Source organism: Vibrio sp. Makdt, from assembly GCF_027587015.1.
GTDB lineage: Bacteria > Pseudomonadota > Gammaproteobacteria > Enterobacterales > Vibrionaceae > Vibrio > Vibrio chagasii_B.
The window spans coordinates 298,414-321,086 of sequence record NZ_JAPPTH010000003.1; the positions used below are offsets into that span (position 1 = coordinate 298,414).

Here is a 22,673-nt window from a genome sequence, read left to right on the forward strand (position 1 = left end):
AATTTACTTGTTATCTCGGTCTAGAGAGCGTTGACGCAAAAGTTTCTGTTGTTGATGAAGTGCCGCTTTGATCAGCAGGTCTTGGTCAGTATCGCGAAGATGAGCGTATTTGAAGTTAATTTCGAAACCTGAATCTTTAGGTTGGCTTGCAAACACTTCCGCGTAGCAGTAAATCGCTGCTGCAGGGTGTTCCAAGAATAGCTTAGCTTTTACTAAGCGGCCCGGTTCGATGTCTGTCTTCGAAAAGCAGGAAAATTGGCTCGCACCGAAGGAGTAGGTGTGAGTTCGAAACTTCTCATCATCTTGCTGCGATAACATAAAGCTCAACAGCAGGTTTAATTTAGAGTTCTGTGCATCCAATAAACTGGTGACATTCTTCAAGTCGCTGTTTTTCAGTTCAGCGCGAGCACTGTCGGCTAAAAGGTCCAACTGGCTAAATTCACTCGCCACAACAAAAGGGGCAGGGATCTCGGATTCGAACTGAATCTGAGAGGGCAAAGTGAAGTTACTTTCCATCGGTTCTATATTAGCGGTAAGACTGTGGTGAACAGTGAAAAACTCTTGTTCTGTCATGCGTTAGTTCCTTGAAGTGATCTATTGATTATCGCTATGTGGCGGCAGTAATCAAGGTCAGTTAATTGAAAGTATCAAATAGTTGTTTGAAATTTGGTGTTTTGACAGGGTTCTGTTTTTCAGGCCTAACTAATTGAGTTAATTCACTCTATATTTTCAATTAACCCCTACACAGTAACAGCAATACCCGTTACATTAACCCGCATCCCTTTTTGATGGTTCAAAGTATGTTTCATCCTATTTCAATGTTTGTTGGCCTGCGTTATTTGAAAGGCCGTTCAGGTGATCGCTTTAGCCGTTTTGTTTCTTATATGTCGACAGCGGGTATCACCATTGGTGTGCTGTCTTTGATTACTGTTTTGTCGGTAATGAATGGATTCGAAGCGCAATTAAAAGACCGAATTCTCGGCGTTCTTCCTCAGGCAGTGGTTTATGAGCAAGGTGGTAAGACGCTACTCTCTGAACAGGCTCCGGATTTTGCTAAGCAAATTTCGCTTAATGGCCATGTTGAACCTATTGTTCGCAGTGAGGCGGTGATTCAGAGCCCAGCTCAGCTGTCTGCTGGCCTTTTAATTGGCATCCAACCCAATTCTGATGATCCACTTCAAGACCACTTAATTGCGGGCAGACTGTCTTCACTGAAAGCTGGGCAATATCAGCTGTTCCTTGGTCATACACTGGCGAGAAACCTAAAGGTATCGATGGGCGACAAGGTTCGTCTAATGGTGACTAGCGCAAGCCAATACACACCACTTGGCCGTATTCCTAGCCAACGTAATTTCACCGTAGCCGGTATCTTTAATACGGGCTCGGACATTGATGCTCAACTTATGGTGACGGATATCCAAGATGCAGGGCGTTTGATGCGCTACAAGTCGGACACTATTTCAGGTTGGCGACTGTTTTTTGAAGACCCATTTGAAGTCGCGGAGCTATCGAGTCAACCCTTACCAGATGGATGGTTGTGGAGCGATTGGCGTGACCAACGTGGCGAGCTGTTCCAAGCAGTTCGTATGGAGAAAAACATGATGGGCCTAATGCTTGGGCTGATCATCGGGGTTGCCGCATTTAATATTATCTCTGCGCTGATTATGGTGGTGATGGAGAAGCAATCTGAGGTCGCGATACTTAAAACCCAAGGCATGACCGATGGTCAAGTGATGGGCATCTTTATGGTTCAAGGTGCAAGTAGCGGCGTTATTGGCGCACTATCCGGCGGCGCATTAGGCGTTGTTCTGGCAATGAACCTTAACCCGATTTTAGAAGCGATGGGTGTTGCTCTATTCTCGTTTGGTGGTCAGTTACCTATTTTGATTAACCCAATTCAAATCGCCGTTGTGGTGGTGCTTGCTATTGCACTTAGCTTGATTGCTACTATTTTCCCTTCTTACCGTGCATCTTCTGTGAAACCTGCTGAGGCCCTTCGTTATGAGTAATTTTCTTCAATGTAATGATATCCGTAAAACGTACCGTGAAGGCTCGTTGGATACTGAGGTCCTTAAAGGGGTGAGCTTTGAGATCGAAAAAGGTGAATTGGTTTCTATCATAGGTACTTCTGGTTCAGGTAAGAGTACGTTACTGCATATTTTAGGAGCGCTTGATGATGCTTCTGCGGGGAGCGTGAGCTTTCTTGGTCAAGACTTAGCTAAACTGAGCTCGAACAAGCAGGCTAAGCTTCGCAACCAGCACCTTGGTTTTGTTTATCAATTCCACCATCTATTGTCTGACTTTTCAGCATTAGAAAACGTCGCTATGCCGCTGCTGATAGGTGGTGAAAAGCCTGCGAAAGCCAAACAAGAAGCACAGTTGTTACTTGATAAAGTGGGACTAAGTCATCGAGTTGATCACCGTCCTTCAGAGCTTTCTGGTGGTGAAAGGCAACGTGTGGCGATCGCTCGTGCATTAGTAAACAAGCCAGCTCTAGTTCTGGCTGATGAGCCGACGGGTAACCTCGACCACAATACTGCGCTTTCCATTTATGACTTAATGCGAGAGTTGAATCGCGAATACGATACCGCCTTTTTAGTGGTGACCCATGATGGCGAACTCGCTGGCAAAATGGATCGTCAACTGCACATGCAAGATGGTTTGCTGGTTAACGTAGAAAAAGAGGAGAGCTAAGTGTTTTCTTCTTTATCCCTATTGATAGGCGGCCGCTTTAGCCGTGCTAAGCAGCGAGACAAGATGGTGTCTTTTATCTCCTTGTCTTCGACGATCGGTATTGCGGTTGGTGTGGCGGTGATCATTATCGGTCTGTCAGCGATGAATGGTTTTGAGCGTGAGCTAGAATCTCGCGTGCTGTCTGTGATTCCACATGGTGAGTTTGAAGGGGTCAATGAACCTGTAACTCGATGGGAGCATGTGGTAGAGCAGTCCGAAAAAAATGACAAAGTCGTTGCCGCTGCGCCTTATGTGAAAATCACAGCGCTCGCTGAAAAGGGCAAAGAACTTAAAGCGATTGAAGTGCGTGGTGTTGACCCACAGCTTGAGCAACAGGTATCGAGTTTATCAAGCTTTATTGATAAGCAAGTTTGGGGTGATTTGAAAGCAGGGCAGCAGCAGATTATCTTAGGCTCTGGTGTCGCCAATGTGCTTGGTGCGCAAGTGGGGGATTACTTGACTTTGATGATCCCAACAGTGAACGGCTCGGTTAAGGTCCAGGCGCCAAAGCGGGTACGAGTAAAAGTTGCCGGCTTACTGACGCTTAATGGACAAATTGACCATAGCTTAGCGCTCATTCCGATTGGAGATGCTCAGGTTTATGCGAACTTGGGGGAGGCTGTGACAGGTGTCTCTTTGAAAGTGACCGATGTACTGAACGCGAACGAGATTGTACGTGAGGTTGGCAACCAGCTTGATGTGTATGTTTACCTGCGCAGTTGGCAACAGAAATTCGGCTTCCTATATCGAGATATTCAATTGGTTCGTACCATTATGTACTTAGTCATGGTGCTAGTGATTGGTGTTGCGTGTTTCAATATTGTCTCTACCTTGATGATGGCAGTAAAAGATAGGGCTTCGGAGATCGCAATCTTAAGAACCATGGGCGCTTCCGACGGCTTAGTTAAACGTATCTTTGTTTGGCAGGGCGTGTTCTCAGGCGTATTAGGTAGCTTAGTCGGCAGTGCGATAGGTGTTTTGGTTGCACTCAATCTGACCACTCTTATTAAGGGTCTTGAGAAGCTGATCGATCACCAATTCCTATCTGGTGATATCTACTTTGTCGACTTCTTGCCATCACAGCTGAATATGATGGATGTCGTTGTAGTATCAGGTACTGCAATCGCTTTAAGTCTGTTGGCGACATGGTACCCAGCATCTCGAGCAGCGAAGTTAAATCCAGCTTCTGTGCTGAGCTCCAAATAACCAACCGACTGTTTCGACAGATACAAAAAAGGATCCTTTGTGGGATCCTTTTTTATTGAATTCAAACTGTATTATCTAAGACTTTCATTACATGACTATCATCTAAGGGCTTATAACTCGTCTTATTTTCACAGATATTTCTTAAAAGTGGAGAGCGCGTCAGTATAGATTCACTATCTTGCTTGTCGTTTCTTCCAGCTTCTTACTACTGAGTAGCGCCATAAGCCACGAATACCGAAATAACCAATCATTGCTGAAATCACACCACAAATCATACAGCCCAGCAGGAATGGAGGCCCGATGGTGCTCATTTGCGCCAAGATAAAGTCCCAAGACAGTTCGAAGTGAAAGGCTTGCGGCGGAACATGCATAACGAATGCACCTACTTTATAGGCAAAGTAGAACAAGACTGGCATGGTTACGGGGTTACTGATCCAAACGAGAGCGACAGCCAGCGGTAAGTTAACACCACATACAACGGCTAGGCCTGCAGACATAATCATTTGGCTTGGTAGAGGGACAAACGCCATGAATAACCCAACAGCGAACGCGCCGGCCGCGGAGCGACGATTAAGGCACCATAAGTTGGGGTTGTACAAAACATTGCCAAAAACTTTTAATGCTTTCTGACGCTTGATGAGCTCATGGTCAGGCATAAATCGTTTGATAAACTTTCTTGGCATAGGAGGAAGCTACTCTCTTGTTTAACACTTGGTTCTTGATTTCATTTGCTGCGACAGTTGTGTCTGCCAGCTTCTGGCCTGTGATGCCACATTGGGTCTTGGCACCATTGATGCTGTTATTACTAATCGCATCAATAAAGTATAGCGTTTTCCGACGTACAAGAGGTCTAGCTACTGCGTTGACACTCGTTGCATGCCTAGGGAATACGATTGAAATCCAAACAAGTCGCTTATTTCAATCAGGGCAGAATACTACCATAAATGCCTCAGTAGTTAGTCTTTTTAGTGAAAATAGCCATGGTTTTGAAAGCGTAGTAGTAGTTAGATCAATTGACGGTGAAAAATTAATCTTTCCTCAATTGATAAAATTGCGATTGTTTACGCCTTTCAAGCTCACTTTGGGTGATGAAGTTCATTTGTCGGTCAGTATCAAGCCTGTTTTTGGGAAGCTTAATGAAGCGGGCTTTGATTTGGAAAAGCACCTGTTTAGCACTGGGGTTACAGCAAATGCGAATTACCGAACGAATGCTAAATATAGAATCCACTCTAGCAACCATCTACGTGCTCGGTGGTTCGAGCGCAGTCTTGATAATCTTAGCCAGCTAAAAAATAACGATTTAATAGTCGCTTTGAGTTTCGGTTATCGCGATCTCATTCCTTCTTTGCGTTGGGATTTACTAAAGAGCAGTGGCTTGATTCATTTGATGGCGATTTCTGGGCTTCACATTGGTATTGCCTTTGGTATCGGTTATCAGCTGGGGAAGTTGGCGCGTTTGTTGTCTCCTCAGTTGTTATGGCTTCCGACACTATTTGGTTTAGGTTTCGCTTATTTCTATAGCTGGTTTGCTGGGTTCACCCTACCGACCCTAAGAGCGCTAGTGATGTGTGTTGTGGCGAGTTACTTTCTGTGGCGTGGACAAAGTATCGGTGTGGTTCGCTATGTTCTAGTCAGCTTGTGTATCGTTCTCGTTATTTGGCCTTTTTCTGCGTTATCCAGTAGCTTCTGGTTATCTTTTGGTACATTGGGTGCGGTTCTCTACATTGCGTTCAATAGTGATGCTTCTTCTTCAAATTCTACCTTTATTGAACGAGTGCTAAAGCTCATCAAAATACAGGTCATGCTGACCTTGTTAATTGCTCCCTTTTCGATGTTGTTTTTCAAAGGCGTTAGCTTGATCTCGGTCGTCTACAATTTGTTGCTATTGCCTTGGGTGTCAATGGTGACGATACCTTTGCTGTTTTTTTCGATGTTTCTAAGTTTGGTCACTGAGTCTTTATTTTGGGGAAGTGACTCAATGGCTCGTTTTTCTGCTGAGTTATGGAAACTGGTTGATTTGTCACTTGAACCGTTGGTGTTTAGCTTGCCTTTCTCTGAACCGTTTTGGATTCAGGTAGATAATCACGTAACCGTGTTGTTCGTTTTTCTTATCTTATTCTTCGGTTTTATTGGTCGATACCTTAAACATGGGGTAGCCGCTGTCATCATTTCTGTATTCCTGTTGTGGTGGGAATTTGGCAAAGTGAAACAGGACAGGTTAACTATTGATGTCTTGGACGTAGGGCATGGCTTGTCTCTCATCTTTGAAAAGAACAATCACGTGGTGGTGTACGATTTAGGTAACGCGTGGCCGGGAGGGTCGATGGTCGAGTCACTATTGGTTCCTACTTTATCTCAAAGAGGTATAGATGAAATTCAAGGAGTGATCATTAGCCATTTCGATTCTGATCACGCTGGTGGTTACCCTGCATTGCTTGAGAACTATCAGCCTGAATGGATAAGAGCTAGCCAAAGTTTGAATCATCAAATGAGCTCAGTTGTTCAAGCATGTACGTTAGGTGAGGTGTGGGAATGGCAGAACGTGCAGTTCGAGGTGTTGTGGCCGCCAAAACTAGTGAATAGGGCGTATAACCCACACTCTTGTGTCATACGGATAATTGAACCAGAATCGGGCTTTTCGATGTTGCTCACGGGTGATATTGAACTCGTAAGTGAGTGGTTACTTGCTCGGGAACTTGAACAGCTTCAAAGCGATGCCATGCTAGTACCTCATCATGGTAGTGACAGCTCATCTATCGCCCCTTTCATAGAAGCGGTTTCACCAAAGTTAGCGATTGCTTCGTTGGCAAAGGGAAATCAATGGGGGATGCCAAGCGAATCAGTCGTTCAACGTTACTTACAAAGTGGAAGTGCTTGGCTTGATACAGGTGAAAGTGGACAAATAACCATCACTACCAACCAAGAAGGTTGGCATTATCATACGATTAGAGAGGAACAAGGTCGGCAGTGGTATAGGCAGATGCTTCGTAAGGGAGTAGAATAGATAGATTATTGTGAGAAAATTAAGCGATTTTATGTCAACACAAACAGATGAAACTACCTGGGTCACATTTAAACGACTTTGGACTTATATTCGACTATATAAGGCTGGCCTTGGTGTTGCGGTTATTGCGCTTATTATTAATGCCGTCTCTGATACTTACATGATTTCTTTGCTAAAGCCGTTGCTAGATGAAGGCTTTGGTAGTGCGGAATCAGATTTCCTACGCACACTTCCTCTTATTATCTTTGCCATGATGTTCATTCGTGGTGTCAGCGGTTTCGTATCCACCTATTGCTTAAGCTGGGTTTCTGGCAATGTGGTGATGGAAATCCGCCGTAAAATATTCAGTCACTTTATGCACATGCCAGTCTCTTTCTTTGATAAAGAGCAGACGGGTGCGCTGCTGTCTCGTATTACCTACGATTCGGAGCAAGTTTCTGCGGCAACCAGTAAAGCGCTGGTGAGTATTGTTCGTGAAGGCGCAAGCATCATTGGCTTATTGACCTTGATGTTTTGGAACAGCTGGCAGTTGTCTTTGGTCCTATTTGCGGTTGCTCCACTGGTAGCTTGGGCAATCAGCATAGTATCGAAGCGATTCAGAAAGATTTCTAAAAACATGCAAACCAGCATGGGTCACGTTGCTTCGTCAGCAGAACAAATGCTGAAAGGGCACAAAGTGGTGCTCACTTATGGCGGTCAGGATTTAGAAAAACATCGCTTTGATAAAGTAAGTAACCAGATGCGTCAACAGAGCATGAAGCTAGTAACAGCACAAGCGGCCGCTAACCCAATCATTCAGATGATTGCATCGGTTGCTATTGTTGTTGTACTTGTCTTGGCGAGCGTTGATTCAATTAAGGCTGAACTAACTCCGGGTACGTTTACGGTAGTGTTCTCAGCAATGTTTGGTCTAATGCGTCCACTAAAAGCACTAACTAACGTAACCTCTGAATTCCAACGTGGTATGGCTGCAAGTACGACACTGTTTGGTTTGATGGACTTAGACACAGAGCAGAACACTGGTACCTTGAAACCTGAAACGGTAAGTGGTGATGTTGCGGTAAAAGATGTGACCTTTACTTACGAAGGTGCCGAGAAGCCTGCATTGGATAATGTGAGTTTTAATATACCGAAAGGTAAGACGGTTGCGCTTGTTGGGCGATCGGGCTCAGGTAAGAGTACCATTGCCAACCTATTTACTCGTTTCTATGACGTAGACTCTGGCTCTATTGAACTGGATGGTCACGATATTCGTGATTACGAATTGAGAAATCTGCGTGAGCACTTTGCTCTGGTTTCTCAAAATGTGCACCTGTTTAACGATACGGTGGCTAACAACATCGCTTACGCAGCAGAAGAACAGTATTCACGCGAACAGATCGAACATGCCGCTAAACTTGCTCATGCGACTGAGTTTATTGAAGGTATGGAAAATGGTATTGATACTGTCGTGGGTGAAAACGGTGCGAGCTTGTCTGGCGGTCAAAGACAACGTATTGCGATCGCACGAGCACTATTGAGAGACGCGCCAGTTCTGATTCTTGATGAGGCGACGTCTGCACTAGACACAGAGTCAGAAAGAGCGATTCAATCAGCACTAGAAGAGTTACAAAAAGATAAAACTGTGTTGGTGATTGCTCACAGGCTATCGACGATTGAACAAGCTGATGAAATTTTGGTTGTTGATGATGGTCAGATTGTAGAGCGAGGCCCACACGCAGAGCTAATTGCTCATGATGGTGCCTATGCTCAACTGCATCGAATTCAGTTCAGCGGATAAGATTAGGTCTTTGTTGTGATCGAAAAGATTTGGTTTAACAATCACCCGTTAAAATATCTTCTTTGGCCACTATTGTGGCCATTGAGCCTGCTGTTCAAAGTGATCAGTGGGCAACGTCGTAATGCTTATCTCTCTGGAAAGAAAGAAACCTATCGACCACCTCTGCCTGTAATCGTTGTTGGTAACATTACCGCTGGTGGAAACGGTAAAACCCCTGTTGTGATTTGGTTGGTTGAAATGCTTCAAGCCAACGGCTTTAAACCAGGTGTGGTTTCTCGTGGTTACGGTGCGAAAGCGCCGAGTTATCCACTGGTTTTAGAAGAGAGCACGCCCGCTGAACACTCGGGGGATGAACCCCGCTTGATTCGAAAGCGAACGGGCGCGCCGGTAGCGGTTGACCCAGTAAGAGCGAATGCGGTAAAGGCTTTATTGAATCAAGGCGTGGATGTCATTATTACTGATGACGGCCTGCAGCATTATGCACTTGAACGCGACATTGAGTTTTCAGTTATCGACGGTGTAAGGCGTTTTGGTAACGAGAGTCTGATTCCACTAGGCCCGTTGCGAGAGCCTGTATCGCGTTTAGTTGATGTAGATTTCTTGATTAACAATGGTGGAGAGGCACAAGGGCGAGAGTTCTCAATGTCTTTGGCACCAAGTGAAGCGGTTAACCTAAAGACAGGTCAAAAAAAGCCAGTTGCAGAATTACCAAAGCTGGTGGCTTTTGCTGGAATAGGGCACCCGCCACGCTTTTTTAAAACATTAGACGATCTTGATGGTGATGTGGTTTACACACAAGGCTTCGCCGATCATCAGGATTTTGATAAAGATGAACTTCATGCCTTAGCAAAGAAAGGTATGAATATGATTATGACAGAAAAAGACGCTGTAAAATGCGAAGAATATGCTCAAGACAACTGGTGGTATCTTCCAGTTTCTGCGCAGTTCGAAGAAGAAGCGCAACAGCAAATTTTAAAAAGAATAAAAGAGGTTATGGAATACTATGGATCACCGTCTGCTTGAGATCGTTGCTTGCCCTGTATGTAAAGGTAAACTAACTTTTGACAAGGATAAGCAAGAGCTTGTTTGTAAAATCGATCGCCTAGCTTACCCAATTAAAGAGGGTATTCCTGTTCTTCTTGAACCTGAAGCTCGTACTCTTTCAGTGGACGAGGGCAAGTAATGTCTTACACGGTAGTTATACCAGCAAGATACCAATCGAGCCGTTTGCCAGGTAAGCCTCTGGCTGACATTGGCGGCAAGCCGATGATTCAATGGGTATACGAACAGTCAATGAAAGCAGGGGCTGATAACGTAATTATTGCTACCGATGATGCTCGCGTTGAGAAGGCTGCGAAAGCATTTGGTGCGACTGTGTGTATGACGTCACCGAATCACGAGTCAGGTACTGAACGCCTAGCAGAAGTGATTGAAGTGATGAACATCCCTGACGACCACATTATTGTGAACGTACAAGGGGATGAGCCACTTATACCACCGGCGATTATTAATCAGGTGGCGAACAACTTAGCAAACAGCACTGCGCCAATGGCAACACTTGGTGTTGAAATCTCTCATGTTGATGAAGTTTTTAACCCTAATGCTGTAAAAGTAGTGACGGATAAAGACGGCTATGCGCTGTACTTTAGCCGTGCGACGATTCCTTGGGATCGTGATGCTTACGCTAACAACGGTACTGCTGCAGAATCTCCGTTGCTTCGTCATATTGGTATTTACGCTTACCGAGCGGGTTTCATCAATACCTACATCAACTGGGAACCAAGCACCTTAGAGCGTATCGAGTGCCTAGAGCAACTTCGTGTACTTTGGTACGGTGAGAAGATTCACGTAGATGTTGCCGTTGAAGCGCCCGCTGCGGGGGTTGATACTCCAGAAGACTTGGAAGCGGTACGCGCCATCATCGGTTAGATTTACTTGAAGCAACAAATATACTTAGCCTCGCTCGTGCGAGGCTTTTTTATGCCAATTTACTGCCAGTAGAAAGCCTTATTAGCATCAGGTGATTGATATTAGGCCTGTTGCATTATCGAATGCATCATCATCTTGGAATTATCTGAGATTTACCTCGCTCGACTTCTAATTTTTCTCTATAATATGCCGCCTATAAAGTAGTGGCGACTCGCTAGTACAGAATAAAACTTACGACTAAACGTGGAGTAAAAGATGCCTTCTCAAAGCCCAGTGATTACGGTTGATGGACCAAGTGGTGCAGGTAAAGGTACCCTGTGTATGTTACTAGCAGATAAGCTAGGCTTTCATCTTCTAGACTCAGGTGCGATCTATCGCGTACTGGCTTTAGCAGCAATTCATCACGGTGTAGATACTGAATCGGAAGACGCTTTAGTTCCTCTTGCAACTCACTTAGACGTTCAGTTTATTGCTGAAGGCGACCTAGTTAAGGTTATCCTAGAAGGTGAAGATGTGTCGGGTGAGCTTCGTAAAGAAGAGACCGGCATGGCGGCTTCAAAAGTTGCTGCATTACCTCGCGTACGTGAAGCATTACTTCGTCGTCAGCGCGCATTCAGCGCAGCGCCAGGTTTGGTTGCTGATGGGCGCGATATGGGAACCGTTGTCTTCCCTGAAGCAGAAGCAAAAATATTTTTAGATGCAAGTGCAGAAGAGCGTGCGACTCGCCGCCTTAAACAGTTGCAACAGAAGGGGTTAGATGTTAAATTTGACGACCTTTTGAGCGAGATCCAAGAGCGAGACGACCGAGATCGTAATCGCCCAGTGGCGCCACTTCGCCCTGCAGAGGATGCTCTAGTGCTTGATTCCACCTCAATGAATATTGAGCAGGTAGTAGAAAAAGCACTACACTATATTGAATCGAAACTAGCTGGGTAATTCTGCCCGGCTGGCAAGAACGTTGGTCGCAAGGATGATGACCGGCGAATTTATCAACCCCATGCGGTAGGATACCCATGGACGTTTAATTATTGAAGATTAAATAATGACTGAATCTTTTGCTCAACTCTTTGAAGAGTTTCTAAACGAAACAGAATTCCAACAAGGCAGCATCGTTAAAGGTACTGTAGTAGCTATCGAGAACGGTTTCGTTCTTGTTGACGCTGGTCTTAAGTCTGAATCTGCTATCCCTGCTGAACAGTTCAAGAACGCTGCTGGCGAACTTGAGGTTGAAGTTGGCGCTGAAGTAGACGTAGCTCTAGACGCTGTTGAAGATGGTTTCGGTGAGACTCAACTTTCTCGTGAGAAAGCTAAGCGTCACGAAGCTTGGATCGTTCTTGAGAAAGCTTGCGAAGAAGCTGAAACTGTTGTTGGTATCATCAACGGTAAAGTTAAAGGCGGTTTCACTGTTGAACTAAACGGTATCCGTGCTTTCCTTCCAGGTTCTCTAGTAGACGTACGTCCTATCCGTGACACTGCTCACCTAGAAAACAAAGAGCTAGAGTTCAAAGTAATCAAGCTAGACCAGAAGCGTAACAACGTTGTTGTTTCTCGTCGTGCTGTTATCGAATCTGAAAACAGCGTTGAGCGTGACGAACTTCTTGAAACTCTACAAGAAGGTACTGAAGTTAAAGGTATCGTTAAGAACCTTACTGACTACGGTGCATTCGTTGACCTTGGCGGTGTTGACGGTCTTCTACATATCACAGATATGGCTTGGAAGCGCGTTAAGCACCCATCAGAGATCGTTAACGTTGGTGACGAAATCCTAGTTAAAGTTCTTAAGTTCGACCGTGAGCGCACTCGTGTTTCACTAGGTCTTAAGCAACTAGGCGAAGATCCATGGGTAGCAATCGCTAAGCGTTACCCAGAAGGTCACAAGCTTTCTGGTCGTGTTACTAACCTAACTGACTACGGCTGCTTCGTTGAAATCGAAGAAGGCGTTGAAGGTCTAGTACACGTTTCTGAAATGGATTGGACTAACAAGAACATCCACCCTTCTAAAGTTGTTAATGTTGGCGACGAAGTTGAGGTTATGGTTCTTGATATCGACGAAGAACGTCGTCGTATCTCTCTAGGTCTGAAACAGTGTAAAGCTAACCCGTGGCAGTCATTTGCAGAAATGCAAGCTAAGGGCGACAAAGTTACTGGTAAGATCAAGTCTATCACTGACTTTGGTATCTTCATCGGTCTAGAAGGCGGTATCGACGGTCTAGTACACCTATCTGACATTTCTTGGAATGTTGCTGGCGAAGACGCTGTACGTGAGTACAAGAAAGGCGACGAAATCTCAGCAGTTGTTCTAGCAGTAGATGCAGAGCGTGAGCGTATTTCTCTTGGCGTTAAGCAAATGGAAAACGACCCGTTCAACGCATACGTTGCTGACAACAAGAAAGGTGTTCTTGTAAACGGTACTGTTACTGCAGTTGACGCGAAAGGCGCTACTATCGAGCTAATCGAAGGCGTTGAAGGCTACATCCGCGCTTCTGAAGTATCTCGCGATCGTATCGAAGATGCATCTCTAATCCTAAGCGTTGGTGACAGCGTTGAAGCTAAGTTCACAGGTGTAGACCGTAAGAACCGCGTAATCAACCTATCTATCAAAGCTAAAGATGAAGCTGATGAGCAAGAAGCAATGGCTTCACTGAACAAGTCTGAAGAAGGCGCGTTCGGTAACGCAATGGCAGACGCATTCAAAGCTGCTAAAGGCGAATAATAGCTTCTCATTAAGAGAAATATAGCTATATAGCCAAGAAAGGAGCCGTAAGGCTCCTTTTTTTTTGCTTATTTTTCCGATAGGTCTATAATTTCTAAAAAGAAAACCAACGAGGGTAACTATGACTAAGTCTGAATTGATTGAAAGACTGTGCGCTGAGCAAACGCATCTTTCTGCAAAAGAAATTGAAGACGCTGTAAAAGACATTTTAGAGCATATGGCTTCAACACTAGAAAGTGGTGATCGAATCGAAATTCGCGGTTTTGGCAGCTTTTCTCTGCATTATCGTGAGCCTCGTGTTGGACGTAACCCAAAGACTGGTGACAAGGTAGAGTTAGAAGGTAAATACGTTCCTCACTTCAAACCAGGCAAAGAGCTACGTGAACGAGTAAACACAGGAATGTAGTCTACTTATCGGAATTATGAAAAGCGGCATACTATAATGTATGCCGCTTTTTTATGACCATAATATGGTGGTCTGATTAGTAATTTTCCTGCATAATCGTACAGCTAACCAACCAATGAGTGATGAACTATGAAAATTATAAAAATAGTCGCCGTTATCGCACTTTTCCTAATTGCACTGGCTTTAGGCTCTCAAAACCAAACTATCGTGAATTTTAATTACCTGCTAGCACAAGGTGATTTCCACCTTTCCAGCCTATTAGGTATTGTCTTCATTTCAGGCTTTGCTCTTGCTTGGTTAGTCTTTGGTAACATGCATATGCGATCTCAGCTGAAAATTCATCGCTTGAAGAAGCAACTCAATAAGCAATCAAAGCAGGTAGCTGCTGATACTAAAGCTTAAAGGCTATATTTGATGTTAGAGTTACTGTTCTTACTTTTGCCGATTGCAGCCGCTTATGGTTGGTATATGGGTAATCGTAATGCTCAGCAAGAAAAACAAAAGCAATCACACCAGATCTCCCGTCAATACGTGACGGGTTTGAACCTATTACTGTCAGACCAATCTGACAAAGCGGTTGATCACTTCATTGAGCTGCTTCAAGTAGACAATGAAACCATCGATACTCACTTGGCCTTGGGTAACCTATTCCGCTCAAGAGGCGAAGTCGACCGCGCTATTCGCATTCACCAAAATCTTATCTCCCGTTCTGGGCTGACTCTCGATCAGAAAAACCTCGCACTGCAACAACTAGCGAAAGACTATATGGTCTCTGGCTTTCTTGATCGCGCTGAAAAAATCTTTGAACAGCTGGTTGATGAACCTGACCACAAAGAGGGTGCTCTGCAGCAGTTAGTTGCAATTTATCAGCAGACTCGAGAATGGAACAAGGCGATTCATTACGGCAATATTCTAGTAAAGCTTGGCAAGAAGAAGATGAAGATGCGTGCTACGGTCGCGCATTTTTGGTGTGAGCTCGCTATGCAAGAACAAGCTGATGGTAATCGCTCTAAAGCATTAGCGCATTTTAAGAAAGCGTTATCTGAAGACCCTAAGTGTGTGCGTGCCAGCATCGCTTTGGGTAAATTCCATTTAGCAAATGAAGATTACCAAAAGACGATTGATTGTCTTGAGGCTGTTCTTGAACAAGATATTGATTTTATCAGTGAGGTGTTACCGACCCTTTCTGAGTGCTACCACAAACTTGGGCACGAAGCTCAGTTGGTTGAGTTCCTTAAAGCTTGTATCCAGAAGAAAGCAGGCGTGTCGGCTGAATTGATGCTGGCTCAGTTGGTCGCGCATCATGAAGATATTGGTTCTGCTCAAGAGTTACTGACCAAGCAACTCGTGAAAAACCCAACTATGAAAGGTTTCTATCGATTGATCGATTACCATCTAGCAGAAGCAGAAGAAGGCCGAGCAAAAGAAAGCTTAACCACGCTTCAATCTATGGTTGGTGAACAGCTTAAGGTTAAGCCTCATTACCGTTGTCGTCAGTGTGGGTTCTCAACACACTCAATGTATTGGCACTGCCCTTCATGTAAAGGTTGGGGGACGATCAAGCCTATTCGTGGTCTAGATGGTGAATAGATTTGTGGTCATTTAAGACCAAATTATTAATTGCAGCTTTCGGGCTGCATTTTTATGACTGTTATATACCACCTGCATAGGTGGAAAAATATTTTTTAAGAAAGTTAACTGCGTTAGGAGATGAAATGAACGACCAAAAAATCATTGTAGCTTTGGATTATGACAACCAAGCGGATGCGTTAGCCTTTGTTGACCGTATTGATCCAGCATCTTGCCGCCTAAAAGTGGGTAAAGAGATGTTTACCCTGTTTGGTCCTGAATTTGTTCGTGAATTACATAAACGTGGTTTCTCAGTATTCTTGGATCTTAAATTCCACGATATCCCGAACACATGTTCAAAAGCCGTTCGTGCAGCCGCTGAACTAGGCGTATGGATGGTAAACGTACACGCAAGTGGCGGTGAGCGCATGATGACGGCTTCTCGCGAAATTTTGGAGCCTTACGGTAAAGATCGTCCATTGCTGATTGGCGTAACAGTACTGACGAGCATGGAGCAATCGGATCTAGCGGGTATCGGGTTGGATTTAGAACCACAGCAACAAGTGATGCGTTTAGCTTCTCTTACAAAAAATTCTGGTCTTGATGGTGTGGTGTGTTCAGCACAAGAGGCTTCTTTATTGAAAGGTGCACTTGGCCAAGAGTTCAAACTGGTGACTCCAGGCATTCGCCCTGTAGGTGCTGATGTTGGTGATCAGAAACGTATCATGACGCCTTCTAAAGCGATTGAATCAGGTTCTGACTACTTAGTTATTGGTCGTCCAATTACTCAAGCTGTAGACCCTGCAGCTGTGCTTGCTGAAATCAACGGCACACTAGCTTAACTTTCTCTTATAGCTAGTGCGATATAAATTAAGAAGGCCAGCAAATAGCTGGCCTTCTTTGTTTGGATTGGAGTGTGCTTTCTTAGCGAATTATACCGGAGCACCACTATGGAATTTAAAGTCACTGTCGTCTGAAGTGATCAAGTCTGCTTCCACTTGAGCGAAATGAGCAATACGCTCTGAGATATCTTTGCCAGCGATTTGCTCTGCTAACTCAAGGTAATCTTGGTAGTGACGAGCTTCTGAACGAAGTAAGGATACGTAAAACTTCTCCATGTCTTCTTCTAAGAAAGGGGCCAGTTTTGCAAAACGTTCACAAGAGCGTGCTTCAATAAAGGCGCCGATGATCAGTTTGTCGACCAGAGCGTCAGGCTCGTATGTCTTCACTTGTTTGATCAATCCTTTCGCGTAACGACCGGCTTCGATCGGTTGGTAAGTCACGCCTTTCTTCTCCATTAATTCCATTACTTGATAGAAGTGGTGGAGTTCCTCTTTAATCAACAGCACCATCTTATCGATAAGGTCAGCGCCGTAATTACAGCCTTCTTTTGCTGTGATCTGTTTTGAAACGTTGCTCTTGCAACGAAGTGACTCTAAATCACCAATGCGACGGTAAGCAAATTGCTCGTATGGCAAGATCCATTCGTTTAATTGCTTGGCACTTTCTTTATCTACCGCGTATTTACGGATAAGGAATAAAGCACTTTGAGCAGCCTTGAGTTCACACAGCATGTGGTCGCGCAAAATGATGTGGAGGTTTGCAGGCTTTTTGGCTTCATCGATCCATGAATCTGGCGTTTCAGCTTTAAGAAAAGAGTGGATTGGAGCGAGTAATTCTTGATACATGGTCGGAGCAGGTTTGTTGATAATGCGGGATTTTATCACAGCTAATGAGATCTCCCTATACGGAGGAAGGAAATTCATTAGTGACAAAAAAGGCCACTTCAGCGAACTGAGGTGGCCTTCTCGATGACTTGATTAAGTGGTTACCACTTCTTTTTCTGACCGAATAGGGCATCCATATCGTCATCGCGTTCTTTAGATTCCATTTGCTGTAAATCTTGCGCGTTTTTGTCTTGGCGTTTTTGGTCAAGCTCGTTCAGCATCTGTTGAAGCTTCTCTTTTGCTCTCATTGAGTATGCGTCATTCTTGGTTGCCAGTGCATCAATACCTTTACGAAGCAATTGAATAGCGGTACCTGGTTGGCCGCGTGAAATTGAATCGTTAGCACGTTTAATTACGTTCTCAATGTTGATTCGAATCTGAATAGTTTCTAAACGTGCGTTTTCTACCACATAAGCTTGGGTTTCAAAACGGCCTTTGTTGTGCTCATTACGAACCGTATCGCGCAGGCGCTTAACCAGTTTGAGCATCATGATTGCTTGTTTATCGCTGCTTGGAACTCTAAAGGCAGTGCTTTCGCCACCTTGGTAGTTCTCTTTAAGCTGGGTGATTTGCTGTTTTACGCTTTCAATGCGCTGGGCAAGTTGCTTATTTTTGGGGTCGAGCTGATACATGTTTTCTAATGCATCAAGAATTCGATTATTTAAGCATACAAGAAGATCTTGGCTAAACGGCATGTGGTGCGCGTTGCCAATAAGCTCTTCGGTTCCATCAATAATGGTCAAATAACGAGAAGCTTCCTGTTTCTTCGCTGTTTCTACCTTAACTTTGTACTGAAGCATGATGTTGTAACCTAATACCAACACCAAAAGAATCGCAACTAAGGCAATAATTAAACCAGGGTTATTCATATATTTATGTCTGCTTATGTTTTCTTGAGCTAACTAGAGAGGATACACGATTCCATTGTGTATCGGCACTCGTAAAATGCAATTTCTGATTATCTCTTGTTGAGCGTAATCAGCAATCAAAACTATCAACTAATTTATGGGAATGAGGGCTAGCTTGCAAAGCCATCGTGGCATTTTTATTTGTTCATCGAGAAAAACTCAATTTTTCTGTCTTTTTAGCGCTTGAAGCGTTATAACTAATAATTATATTACACGAGACTAGAATGCTCTCTTTGCAAATAAGTTAGCACAGAAATGAGTAAAGGATTACGAGGTTAGATATGAAGTTACAGCAACTGAAGTACATTGTTGAGGTTGTAAACCATAACCTAAATGTTTCTGCAACAGCAGAGAGTTTATACACATCTCAACCAGGCATCAGTAAACAGGTTAGACTGCTTGAAGATGAATTGGGTATTCAGATTTTTGAGCGAAGCGGCAAGCATTTGACTCAAGTTACTCAAGCTGGTGAAGATATTATTCGTATCTCTCAAGAGATCCTTGCTCGTGTTGAAAGCATTAAAGCGGTCGCTGGCGAACATACTCACCCTGAGATGGGTACATTGAATATTTCAACGACTCACACGCAAGCTCGTTATGCATTGCCAGATGTCATCAAAGGCTTTACCGCGCGTTACCCTAAAGTGTCGCTTCACATGCACCAAGGTACACCGAGCCAAATGTCTGAGGCAGTAGCTAAGGGCACAGCAAACTTCGCGATTGCGACAGAAGCACTTCACCTTTACCAAGATGCGATAATGCTTCCTTGTTACCACTGGAACCGTTCTATCGTGGTAACAAAAGATCACCCGCTGGCTCAAAAGCAAAATATCACCATCGAAGATCTGGCTGCTTATTCTCTGGTGACTTACGTCTTTGGCTTTACTGGTCGCTCTGAATTGGATACGGCCTTCAATAAAGTAGGTCTAACACCACGTGTTGTGTTTACTGCTACGGATGCCGATGTAATCAAAACTTACGTTCGTATGGGTATCGGTGTTGGTGTGATTGCGAGTATGGCGATTGACCATGAACAAGATACAGACTTGGTTGCCATTGATGCGAGCCATCTATTTGGTGCGAGCACAACCAGTATTGGTTTTAGAAAAGGTACGTTCCTGCGTTCTTACATGTTTGATTTCATGGAACGTTTTGCACCTCACTTAACTCGCCCAGTGGTAGAGCAAGCTATCTCTTTGAAATCGAATGAAGAAATCGAAGAGATGTTTAAAGATATCGAGCTGCCAGTTCGTTAATTCTATCTCGAAAAACAAGATTCTTCATCGGCCTGTAGTGACAGGCCGTTTTTTTATCAGCTTTTTAACTTTCACCTCTAAGCTCTCTTTGTCTCGCACCTTTTCATTTACGCCGGTTACCCCTACAATCCACGCATCATAGGGGGAAGCATGCATTCACGATTTAAAACACTCGACTCATTTTTGCTTGAGCACCAAGTTTATTGGCGCTCTGAGCCTTTTCACCTATGCCAAACACAACAGCAGCCATGGAAAGAAGTTAACCCACCCCTTGTGGACTGGTTAAATAGCTTAACGATTGAAAATATTCAGACGCTGAAAGAACTGCCTGATCTGCTGCTTACTGAACTCAGCTATTTTATGCCTCAGCTTGCGGACGCTCACCAAAGCACTCAATTTACGAATACAAATCTCAAAGGCTTGCAGCTTCCTAGAGGAACTGAAGACGGTATTCCAGGAAGAAAGTTGCAGCAAATCGTATCGATGGGTGAAGCGGCGCTTGAACATCATCATGGTGAGGAATGGTTGGAGTGGTGTTCTGGTAAAGGATTCCTAGGACGAATTTTGTCTCAGCAATCGAGCCAAAAGGTGACCAGTTTTGAATGGCAACAATCATTGTGTGAAAGTGGCCAAAAAATTGCGGATGCACAACGTCTAGAAATGACCTTTGTGCAAGGTGATGCGTTTTCTGAAAGGGCAGATGAGGTATTTAATCCAAATCAACATGCGGTAGCACTGCATGCTTGTGGCGATCTACATGTTGAGTTAGTTAAAAAGTCCGTATCGCATGGGCTTCCTGCGGTGACTATATCCCCTTGTTGTTACCACCTTATTCGAGACGACAACTACCAGACAATGTCATCAGTGGCAAAAGCCTCAGCGTTAACATTGAGCAAGAGTGATTTGCGAATCCCACTTCAAGAAACCGTTACTGGTGGTGAAAGAGTAAGGCGACACCGTCAATTGGAGATGAGCTATCGCCTAGGCTTCAGCCGGTTACTTAAGACTGAAATGGGGATTGATGAATACATCCCAGTACCGAGCATCAAAAAGTCAGAATTATCTGAAGGGTTTGAATCGTTTTGTCAGTGGGCTTCTGAAGTGAAAGAGATAACACTTGGTTCGGATATCGATTTTGTATCCTATTTTGCTCAAGGCGAGAAACTTTTCTGGGAAATGGAGAAGCTGAGTTTGGTTCAACAAGTTTTCAGACGACCATTGGAGATATGGCTAGCTTTAGATAAAGCGATTTACCTACAAGAGCAAGGCTATGAGGCGAGCATCGAAGAGTTTTGTGGACGTAGTATCACACCCAGAAACCTGTTGATTCATGGTGTTAAGAACGACCGATAGACGATGAGTCTAGTAGAAAGCATGCTCCTTACAGCTTTCGAACGTTAGTGTTACAGAGACAAAAAAGCCAGTTCGACATAATCGGACTGGCTTTTTTCATGCGTATGATTCAACTGAGCGCCTCAACGAGAAAATTTGACGCTCAGTGAGTCATGACATCATTAGTTGAACATCGCGATAGCTTCAGCTGGATCTACGTATTCTAGGTCAAAGCTCTCTGCAACTTCTTTACAAGTCACTTTACCGTGAATCACGTTAAGACCTTCTAGGAAGCCTTTGTCTGATAGAAGTGCTTCGCGGTAACCTTTGTTCGCTAGCTTAACAATGTAAGGAAGTGTTGCATTGTTTAGTGCGTAAGTTGAAGTGCGAGCAACAGCACCAGGCATGTTTGCAACACAGTAGTGAACTACGTCGTCAACGATGTAAGTTGGATCTGCGTGTGTCGTCGCGTGCGAAGTTTCGAAACAACCGCCTTGGTCGATAGCAACGTCAACAACCGCTGAACCTGGTTTCATCTTAGCGATGTGCTCTTTTGTAACCAGTTTAGGTGCTGCTGCACCAGGGATCAGTACTGCACCAATCACTAGGTCTGCTTCTAGAACATGCTTCTCGATAGCGTCTTCAGTAGAATAAACCACTTTTGCGCGACCTTGGAACTCTTCATCAAGGCGACGAAGCGTATCTACGTTGCGGTCAAGAATCGTTACATCAGCGCGAAGGCCAACAGCCATACGTGCTGCGTTAGCACCTACAACACCGCCGCCAACAACAACAACTTTCGCTGGTTCAACACCAGGAACGCCGCCTAGAAGAAGACCACAACCACCGTTAGATTTCTCTAATGTTTGTGCACCTGCTTGAATAGACATGCGACCAGCTACTTCAGACATTGGTGCTAATAGTGGCAAGCGACCCATATTATCTGTTACAGTCTCATAGGCTACGCAGACAGCTTTGCTCTTGATAAGCTCTTCAGTTTGTGGAAAATCTGGTGCAAGGTGTAAATAAGTAAATAATATTTGCCCTTCGCGAAGCATAGCTCGCTCGACAGCTTGAGGTTCTTTAACCTTTACAATCATCTCTGCTTTCGCGAAAACGTCAGCAGCAGTAGGAAGAATGGATGCGCCTACAGCGATGTAATCATCGTCTGAAAAACCGATACCAGTACCGGCATTGGTTTCAACAAAAACTTGGTGGCCGTGTGAGATTAGTTCTCTCACGCTAGCTGGGGTCATACCAACGCGGTATTCGTGGTTTTTGATTTCCTTAGGTACGCCAATGATCATCCTGACTCCTCATTTTATTTTGGTTGTTTTATCTATGTGTAGGGTAATTCTGTCGAATTAATATCTAGTATAGATATGTTCAGATAAAATTTGATACTGAATATTAAAAAGTTGTAGTATATTTTTTTGCAAGGAAGTAATAAGGTGGAATAAAAAATGGCAGACAATTATAAGAAGCCGTCCAAGGAACTAGATCGTATTGACCGCAACATTCTTAATGAGTTGCAAAAAGACGGTCGTATCTCGAACGTTGAACTCTCAAAACGAGTAGGACTTTCTCCGACTCCGTGTCTTGAGCGTGTTCGTCGTTTAGAACGTCAAGGTTACATTACTGGGTACACAGCGCTGCTGAACCCACAGTACCTTGATGCTTCACTTTTAGTGTTTGTTGAAATTACGTTGAACCGTGGTGCGCCAGATGTGTTCGAACAATTCAACACTGCTGTGCAGAAACTGGATGACATCCAAGAGTGTCATTTAGTGTCGGGTGACTTTGACTATCTTCTAAAAACACGTGTATCTGATATGGGTGCTTACCGTAAGCTACTGGGTGATACGTTACTTCGTCTACCGGGCGTAAACGACACTCGAACTTACGTAGTAATGGAAGAAGTGAAACAAACCAATCAACTTGTGATTAAAACTCGTTAGTCATAATTGGTGAAATGAAAGAAAGCGGACATTTGTTCCGCTTTCTTGCTTTCTGGAATTGGGTTTTTTGGTTTGATATGGTTAAATCAACAGTAGTTTCATTGAAACGGGCGGCCTGTGCCGCTCGCTATGTTTTTATCTCGTTTAATTAT

General features: G+C 44.2%; 22 protein-coding genes. 17 read left to right on the plus strand and 5 right to left on the minus strand.

Annotated features, from left to right (window positions below; all coding sequences use genetic code 11):
• Positions 1 to 3: 3 nt before the first annotated feature.
• Positions 4 to 573: a hypothetical protein gene (locus OH460_RS05520; protein ID WP_008223874.1), complete on the minus strand. Its 570-nt coding sequence runs from the start codon at positions 571 to 573 to the stop codon at positions 4 to 6.
• Between the two features lie 227 nt (positions 574 to 800).
• Here OH460_RS05520 and lolC point away from each other — a divergent pair, with 227 nt between their 5' ends.
• From lolC to lolE, 3 genes are read left to right on the plus strand one after another with little or no spacing between them, the layout of a single operon-like run.
• Positions 801 to 2,009 (plus strand): lipoprotein-releasing ABC transporter permease subunit LolC, encoded by a 1,209-nt coding sequence (lolC, locus tag OH460_RS05525; RefSeq protein ID WP_162884287.1) that lies wholly within the window; start codon positions 801 to 803, stop codon positions 2,007 to 2,009.
• Positions 2,002 to 2,694 carry a lipoprotein-releasing ABC transporter ATP-binding protein LolD gene (gene lolD / locus OH460_RS05530; protein WP_061031789.1) on the plus strand — a complete coding sequence of 231 codons (693 nt, stop codon included), beginning with the start codon at positions 2,002 to 2,004 and terminating at the stop codon, positions 2,692 to 2,694. The genes lolC and lolD overlap by 8 nt, the downstream gene beginning before the upstream one ends.
• The gene (gene lolE / locus OH460_RS05535; protein WP_269995822.1) at positions 2,695 to 3,939 is read left to right on the plus strand and encodes a lipoprotein-releasing ABC transporter permease subunit LolE; all 1,245 of its coding nucleotides are present in this window, start codon (positions 2,695 to 2,697) and stop codon (positions 3,937 to 3,939) included.
• 173 nt (positions 3,940 to 4,112) lie between these two features.
• Here the strand turns inward: lolE and OH460_RS05540 are convergent, their stop codons facing one another.
• Positions 4,113 to 4,622, minus strand: coding sequence for a DUF2062 domain-containing protein (locus OH460_RS05540; RefSeq protein WP_008223866.1), 510 nt, complete (start codon positions 4,620 to 4,622; stop codon positions 4,113 to 4,115).
• Between the two features lie 17 nt (positions 4,623 to 4,639).
• Between OH460_RS05540 and OH460_RS05545 the strand changes: the two genes are divergently transcribed.
• The 11 genes from OH460_RS05545 to pyrF all read left to right on the plus strand — a co-directional run bounded on the left by OH460_RS05545 (position 4,640) and on the right by pyrF (position 16,182).
• Entirely contained in the window at positions 4,640 to 6,943 is a 2,304-nt protein-coding gene (locus OH460_RS05545; RefSeq protein ID WP_269995825.1) for a DNA internalization-related competence protein ComEC/Rec2, read from the plus strand.
• A 31-nt stretch (positions 6,944 to 6,974) separates the two neighbouring features.
• Positions 6,975 to 8,723, plus strand: a complete 1,749-nt coding sequence (msbA, locus tag OH460_RS05550; protein WP_061031786.1) for a lipid A ABC transporter ATP-binding protein/permease MsbA — start codon at positions 6,975 to 6,977, stop codon at positions 8,721 to 8,723.
• A 15-nt stretch (positions 8,724 to 8,738) separates the two neighbouring features.
• Positions 8,739 to 9,746: a tetraacyldisaccharide 4'-kinase gene (lpxK, locus tag OH460_RS05555; protein WP_105059259.1), complete on the plus strand. Its 1,008-nt coding sequence runs from the start codon at positions 8,739 to 8,741 to the stop codon at positions 9,744 to 9,746.
• Entirely contained in the window at positions 9,727 to 9,906 is a 180-nt protein-coding gene (locus tag OH460_RS05560; protein WP_269995829.1) for a Trm112 family protein, read from the plus strand. Before lpxK ends, OH460_RS05560 begins: the two co-directional genes overlap by 20 nt.
• A complete protein-coding gene (kdsB, locus tag OH460_RS05565) occupies positions 9,906 to 10,652 on the plus strand; it encodes a 3-deoxy-manno-octulosonate cytidylyltransferase (RefSeq protein WP_105059260.1) in 747 nt (248 codons plus the stop codon). Before OH460_RS05560 ends, kdsB begins: the two co-directional genes overlap by 1 nt.
• A gap of 255 nt (positions 10,653 to 10,907) precedes the next feature.
• Complete coding sequence (gene cmk, locus OH460_RS05570) at positions 10,908 to 11,588, plus strand: (d)CMP kinase (RefSeq protein WP_004741977.1); 681 nt, start codon at positions 10,908 to 10,910, stop codon at positions 11,586 to 11,588.
• A gap of 106 nt (positions 11,589 to 11,694) precedes the next feature.
• Positions 11,695 to 13,365 carry a 30S ribosomal protein S1 gene (gene rpsA / locus OH460_RS05575; protein WP_061031784.1) on the plus strand — a complete coding sequence of 557 codons (1,671 nt, stop codon included), beginning with the start codon at positions 11,695 to 11,697 and terminating at the stop codon, positions 13,363 to 13,365.
• Positions 13,366 to 13,486: 121 nt separating this feature from the next.
• Complete coding sequence (ihfB, locus tag OH460_RS05580) at positions 13,487 to 13,771, plus strand: integration host factor subunit beta (RefSeq protein WP_004741980.1); 285 nt, start codon at positions 13,487 to 13,489, stop codon at positions 13,769 to 13,771.
• 129 nt (positions 13,772 to 13,900) lie between these two features.
• Positions 13,901 to 14,173 (plus strand): LapA family protein, encoded by a 273-nt coding sequence (locus OH460_RS05585; RefSeq protein WP_004741981.1) that lies wholly within the window; start codon positions 13,901 to 13,903, stop codon positions 14,171 to 14,173.
• Positions 14,174 to 14,185: 12 nt separating this feature from the next.
• Positions 14,186 to 15,361 carry a lipopolysaccharide assembly protein LapB gene (gene lapB / locus OH460_RS05590; RefSeq protein WP_004741982.1) on the plus strand — a complete coding sequence of 392 codons (1,176 nt, stop codon included), beginning with the start codon at positions 14,186 to 14,188 and terminating at the stop codon, positions 15,359 to 15,361.
• Positions 15,362 to 15,486: 125 nt separating this feature from the next.
• Positions 15,487 to 16,182 carry an orotidine-5'-phosphate decarboxylase gene (pyrF, locus tag OH460_RS05595; RefSeq protein ID WP_061031782.1) on the plus strand — a complete coding sequence of 232 codons (696 nt, stop codon included), beginning with the start codon at positions 15,487 to 15,489 and terminating at the stop codon, positions 16,180 to 16,182.
• A 90-nt stretch (positions 16,183 to 16,272) separates the two neighbouring features.
• Here pyrF and miaE read toward each other — a convergent pair whose 3' ends face one another.
• Entirely contained in the window at positions 16,273 to 17,067 is a 795-nt protein-coding gene (gene miaE / locus OH460_RS05600; RefSeq protein ID WP_269995840.1) for a tRNA isopentenyl-2-thiomethyl-A-37 hydroxylase MiaE, read from the minus strand.
• A gap of 101 nt (positions 17,068 to 17,168) precedes the next feature.
• Positions 17,169 to 17,936 carry a hypothetical protein gene (locus OH460_RS05605; protein WP_008224295.1) on the minus strand — a complete coding sequence of 256 codons (768 nt, stop codon included), beginning with the start codon at positions 17,934 to 17,936 and terminating at the stop codon, positions 17,169 to 17,171.
• A 320-nt stretch (positions 17,937 to 18,256) separates the two neighbouring features.
• Here OH460_RS05605 and cysB point away from each other — a divergent pair, with 320 nt between their 5' ends.
• Both cysB and OH460_RS05615 read left to right on the plus strand, forming a co-directional pair.
• A complete protein-coding gene (gene cysB / locus OH460_RS05610) occupies positions 18,257 to 19,231 on the plus strand; it encodes an HTH-type transcriptional regulator CysB (RefSeq protein WP_004741986.1) in 975 nt (324 codons plus the stop codon).
• Positions 19,232 to 19,381: 150 nt separating this feature from the next.
• Positions 19,382 to 20,584 carry a methyltransferase gene (locus OH460_RS05615; RefSeq protein WP_269995846.1) on the plus strand — a complete coding sequence of 401 codons (1,203 nt, stop codon included), beginning with the start codon at positions 19,382 to 19,384 and terminating at the stop codon, positions 20,582 to 20,584.
• Between the two features lie 161 nt (positions 20,585 to 20,745).
• On the opposite strand, the gene ald is transcribed toward OH460_RS05615, so the two are convergent.
• On the minus strand, positions 20,746 to 21,870 hold the full coding sequence (gene ald / locus OH460_RS05620; RefSeq protein WP_008224299.1) for an alanine dehydrogenase: 1,125 nt from the start codon (positions 21,868 to 21,870) through the stop codon (positions 20,746 to 20,748).
• A gap of 156 nt (positions 21,871 to 22,026) precedes the next feature.
• Between ald and lrp the strand changes: the two genes are divergently transcribed.
• The gene (lrp, locus tag OH460_RS05625; protein ID WP_004734558.1) at positions 22,027 to 22,521 is read left to right on the plus strand and encodes a leucine-responsive transcriptional regulator Lrp; all 495 of its coding nucleotides are present in this window, start codon (positions 22,027 to 22,029) and stop codon (positions 22,519 to 22,521) included.
• Positions 22,522 to 22,673 lie beyond the last annotated feature (152 nt).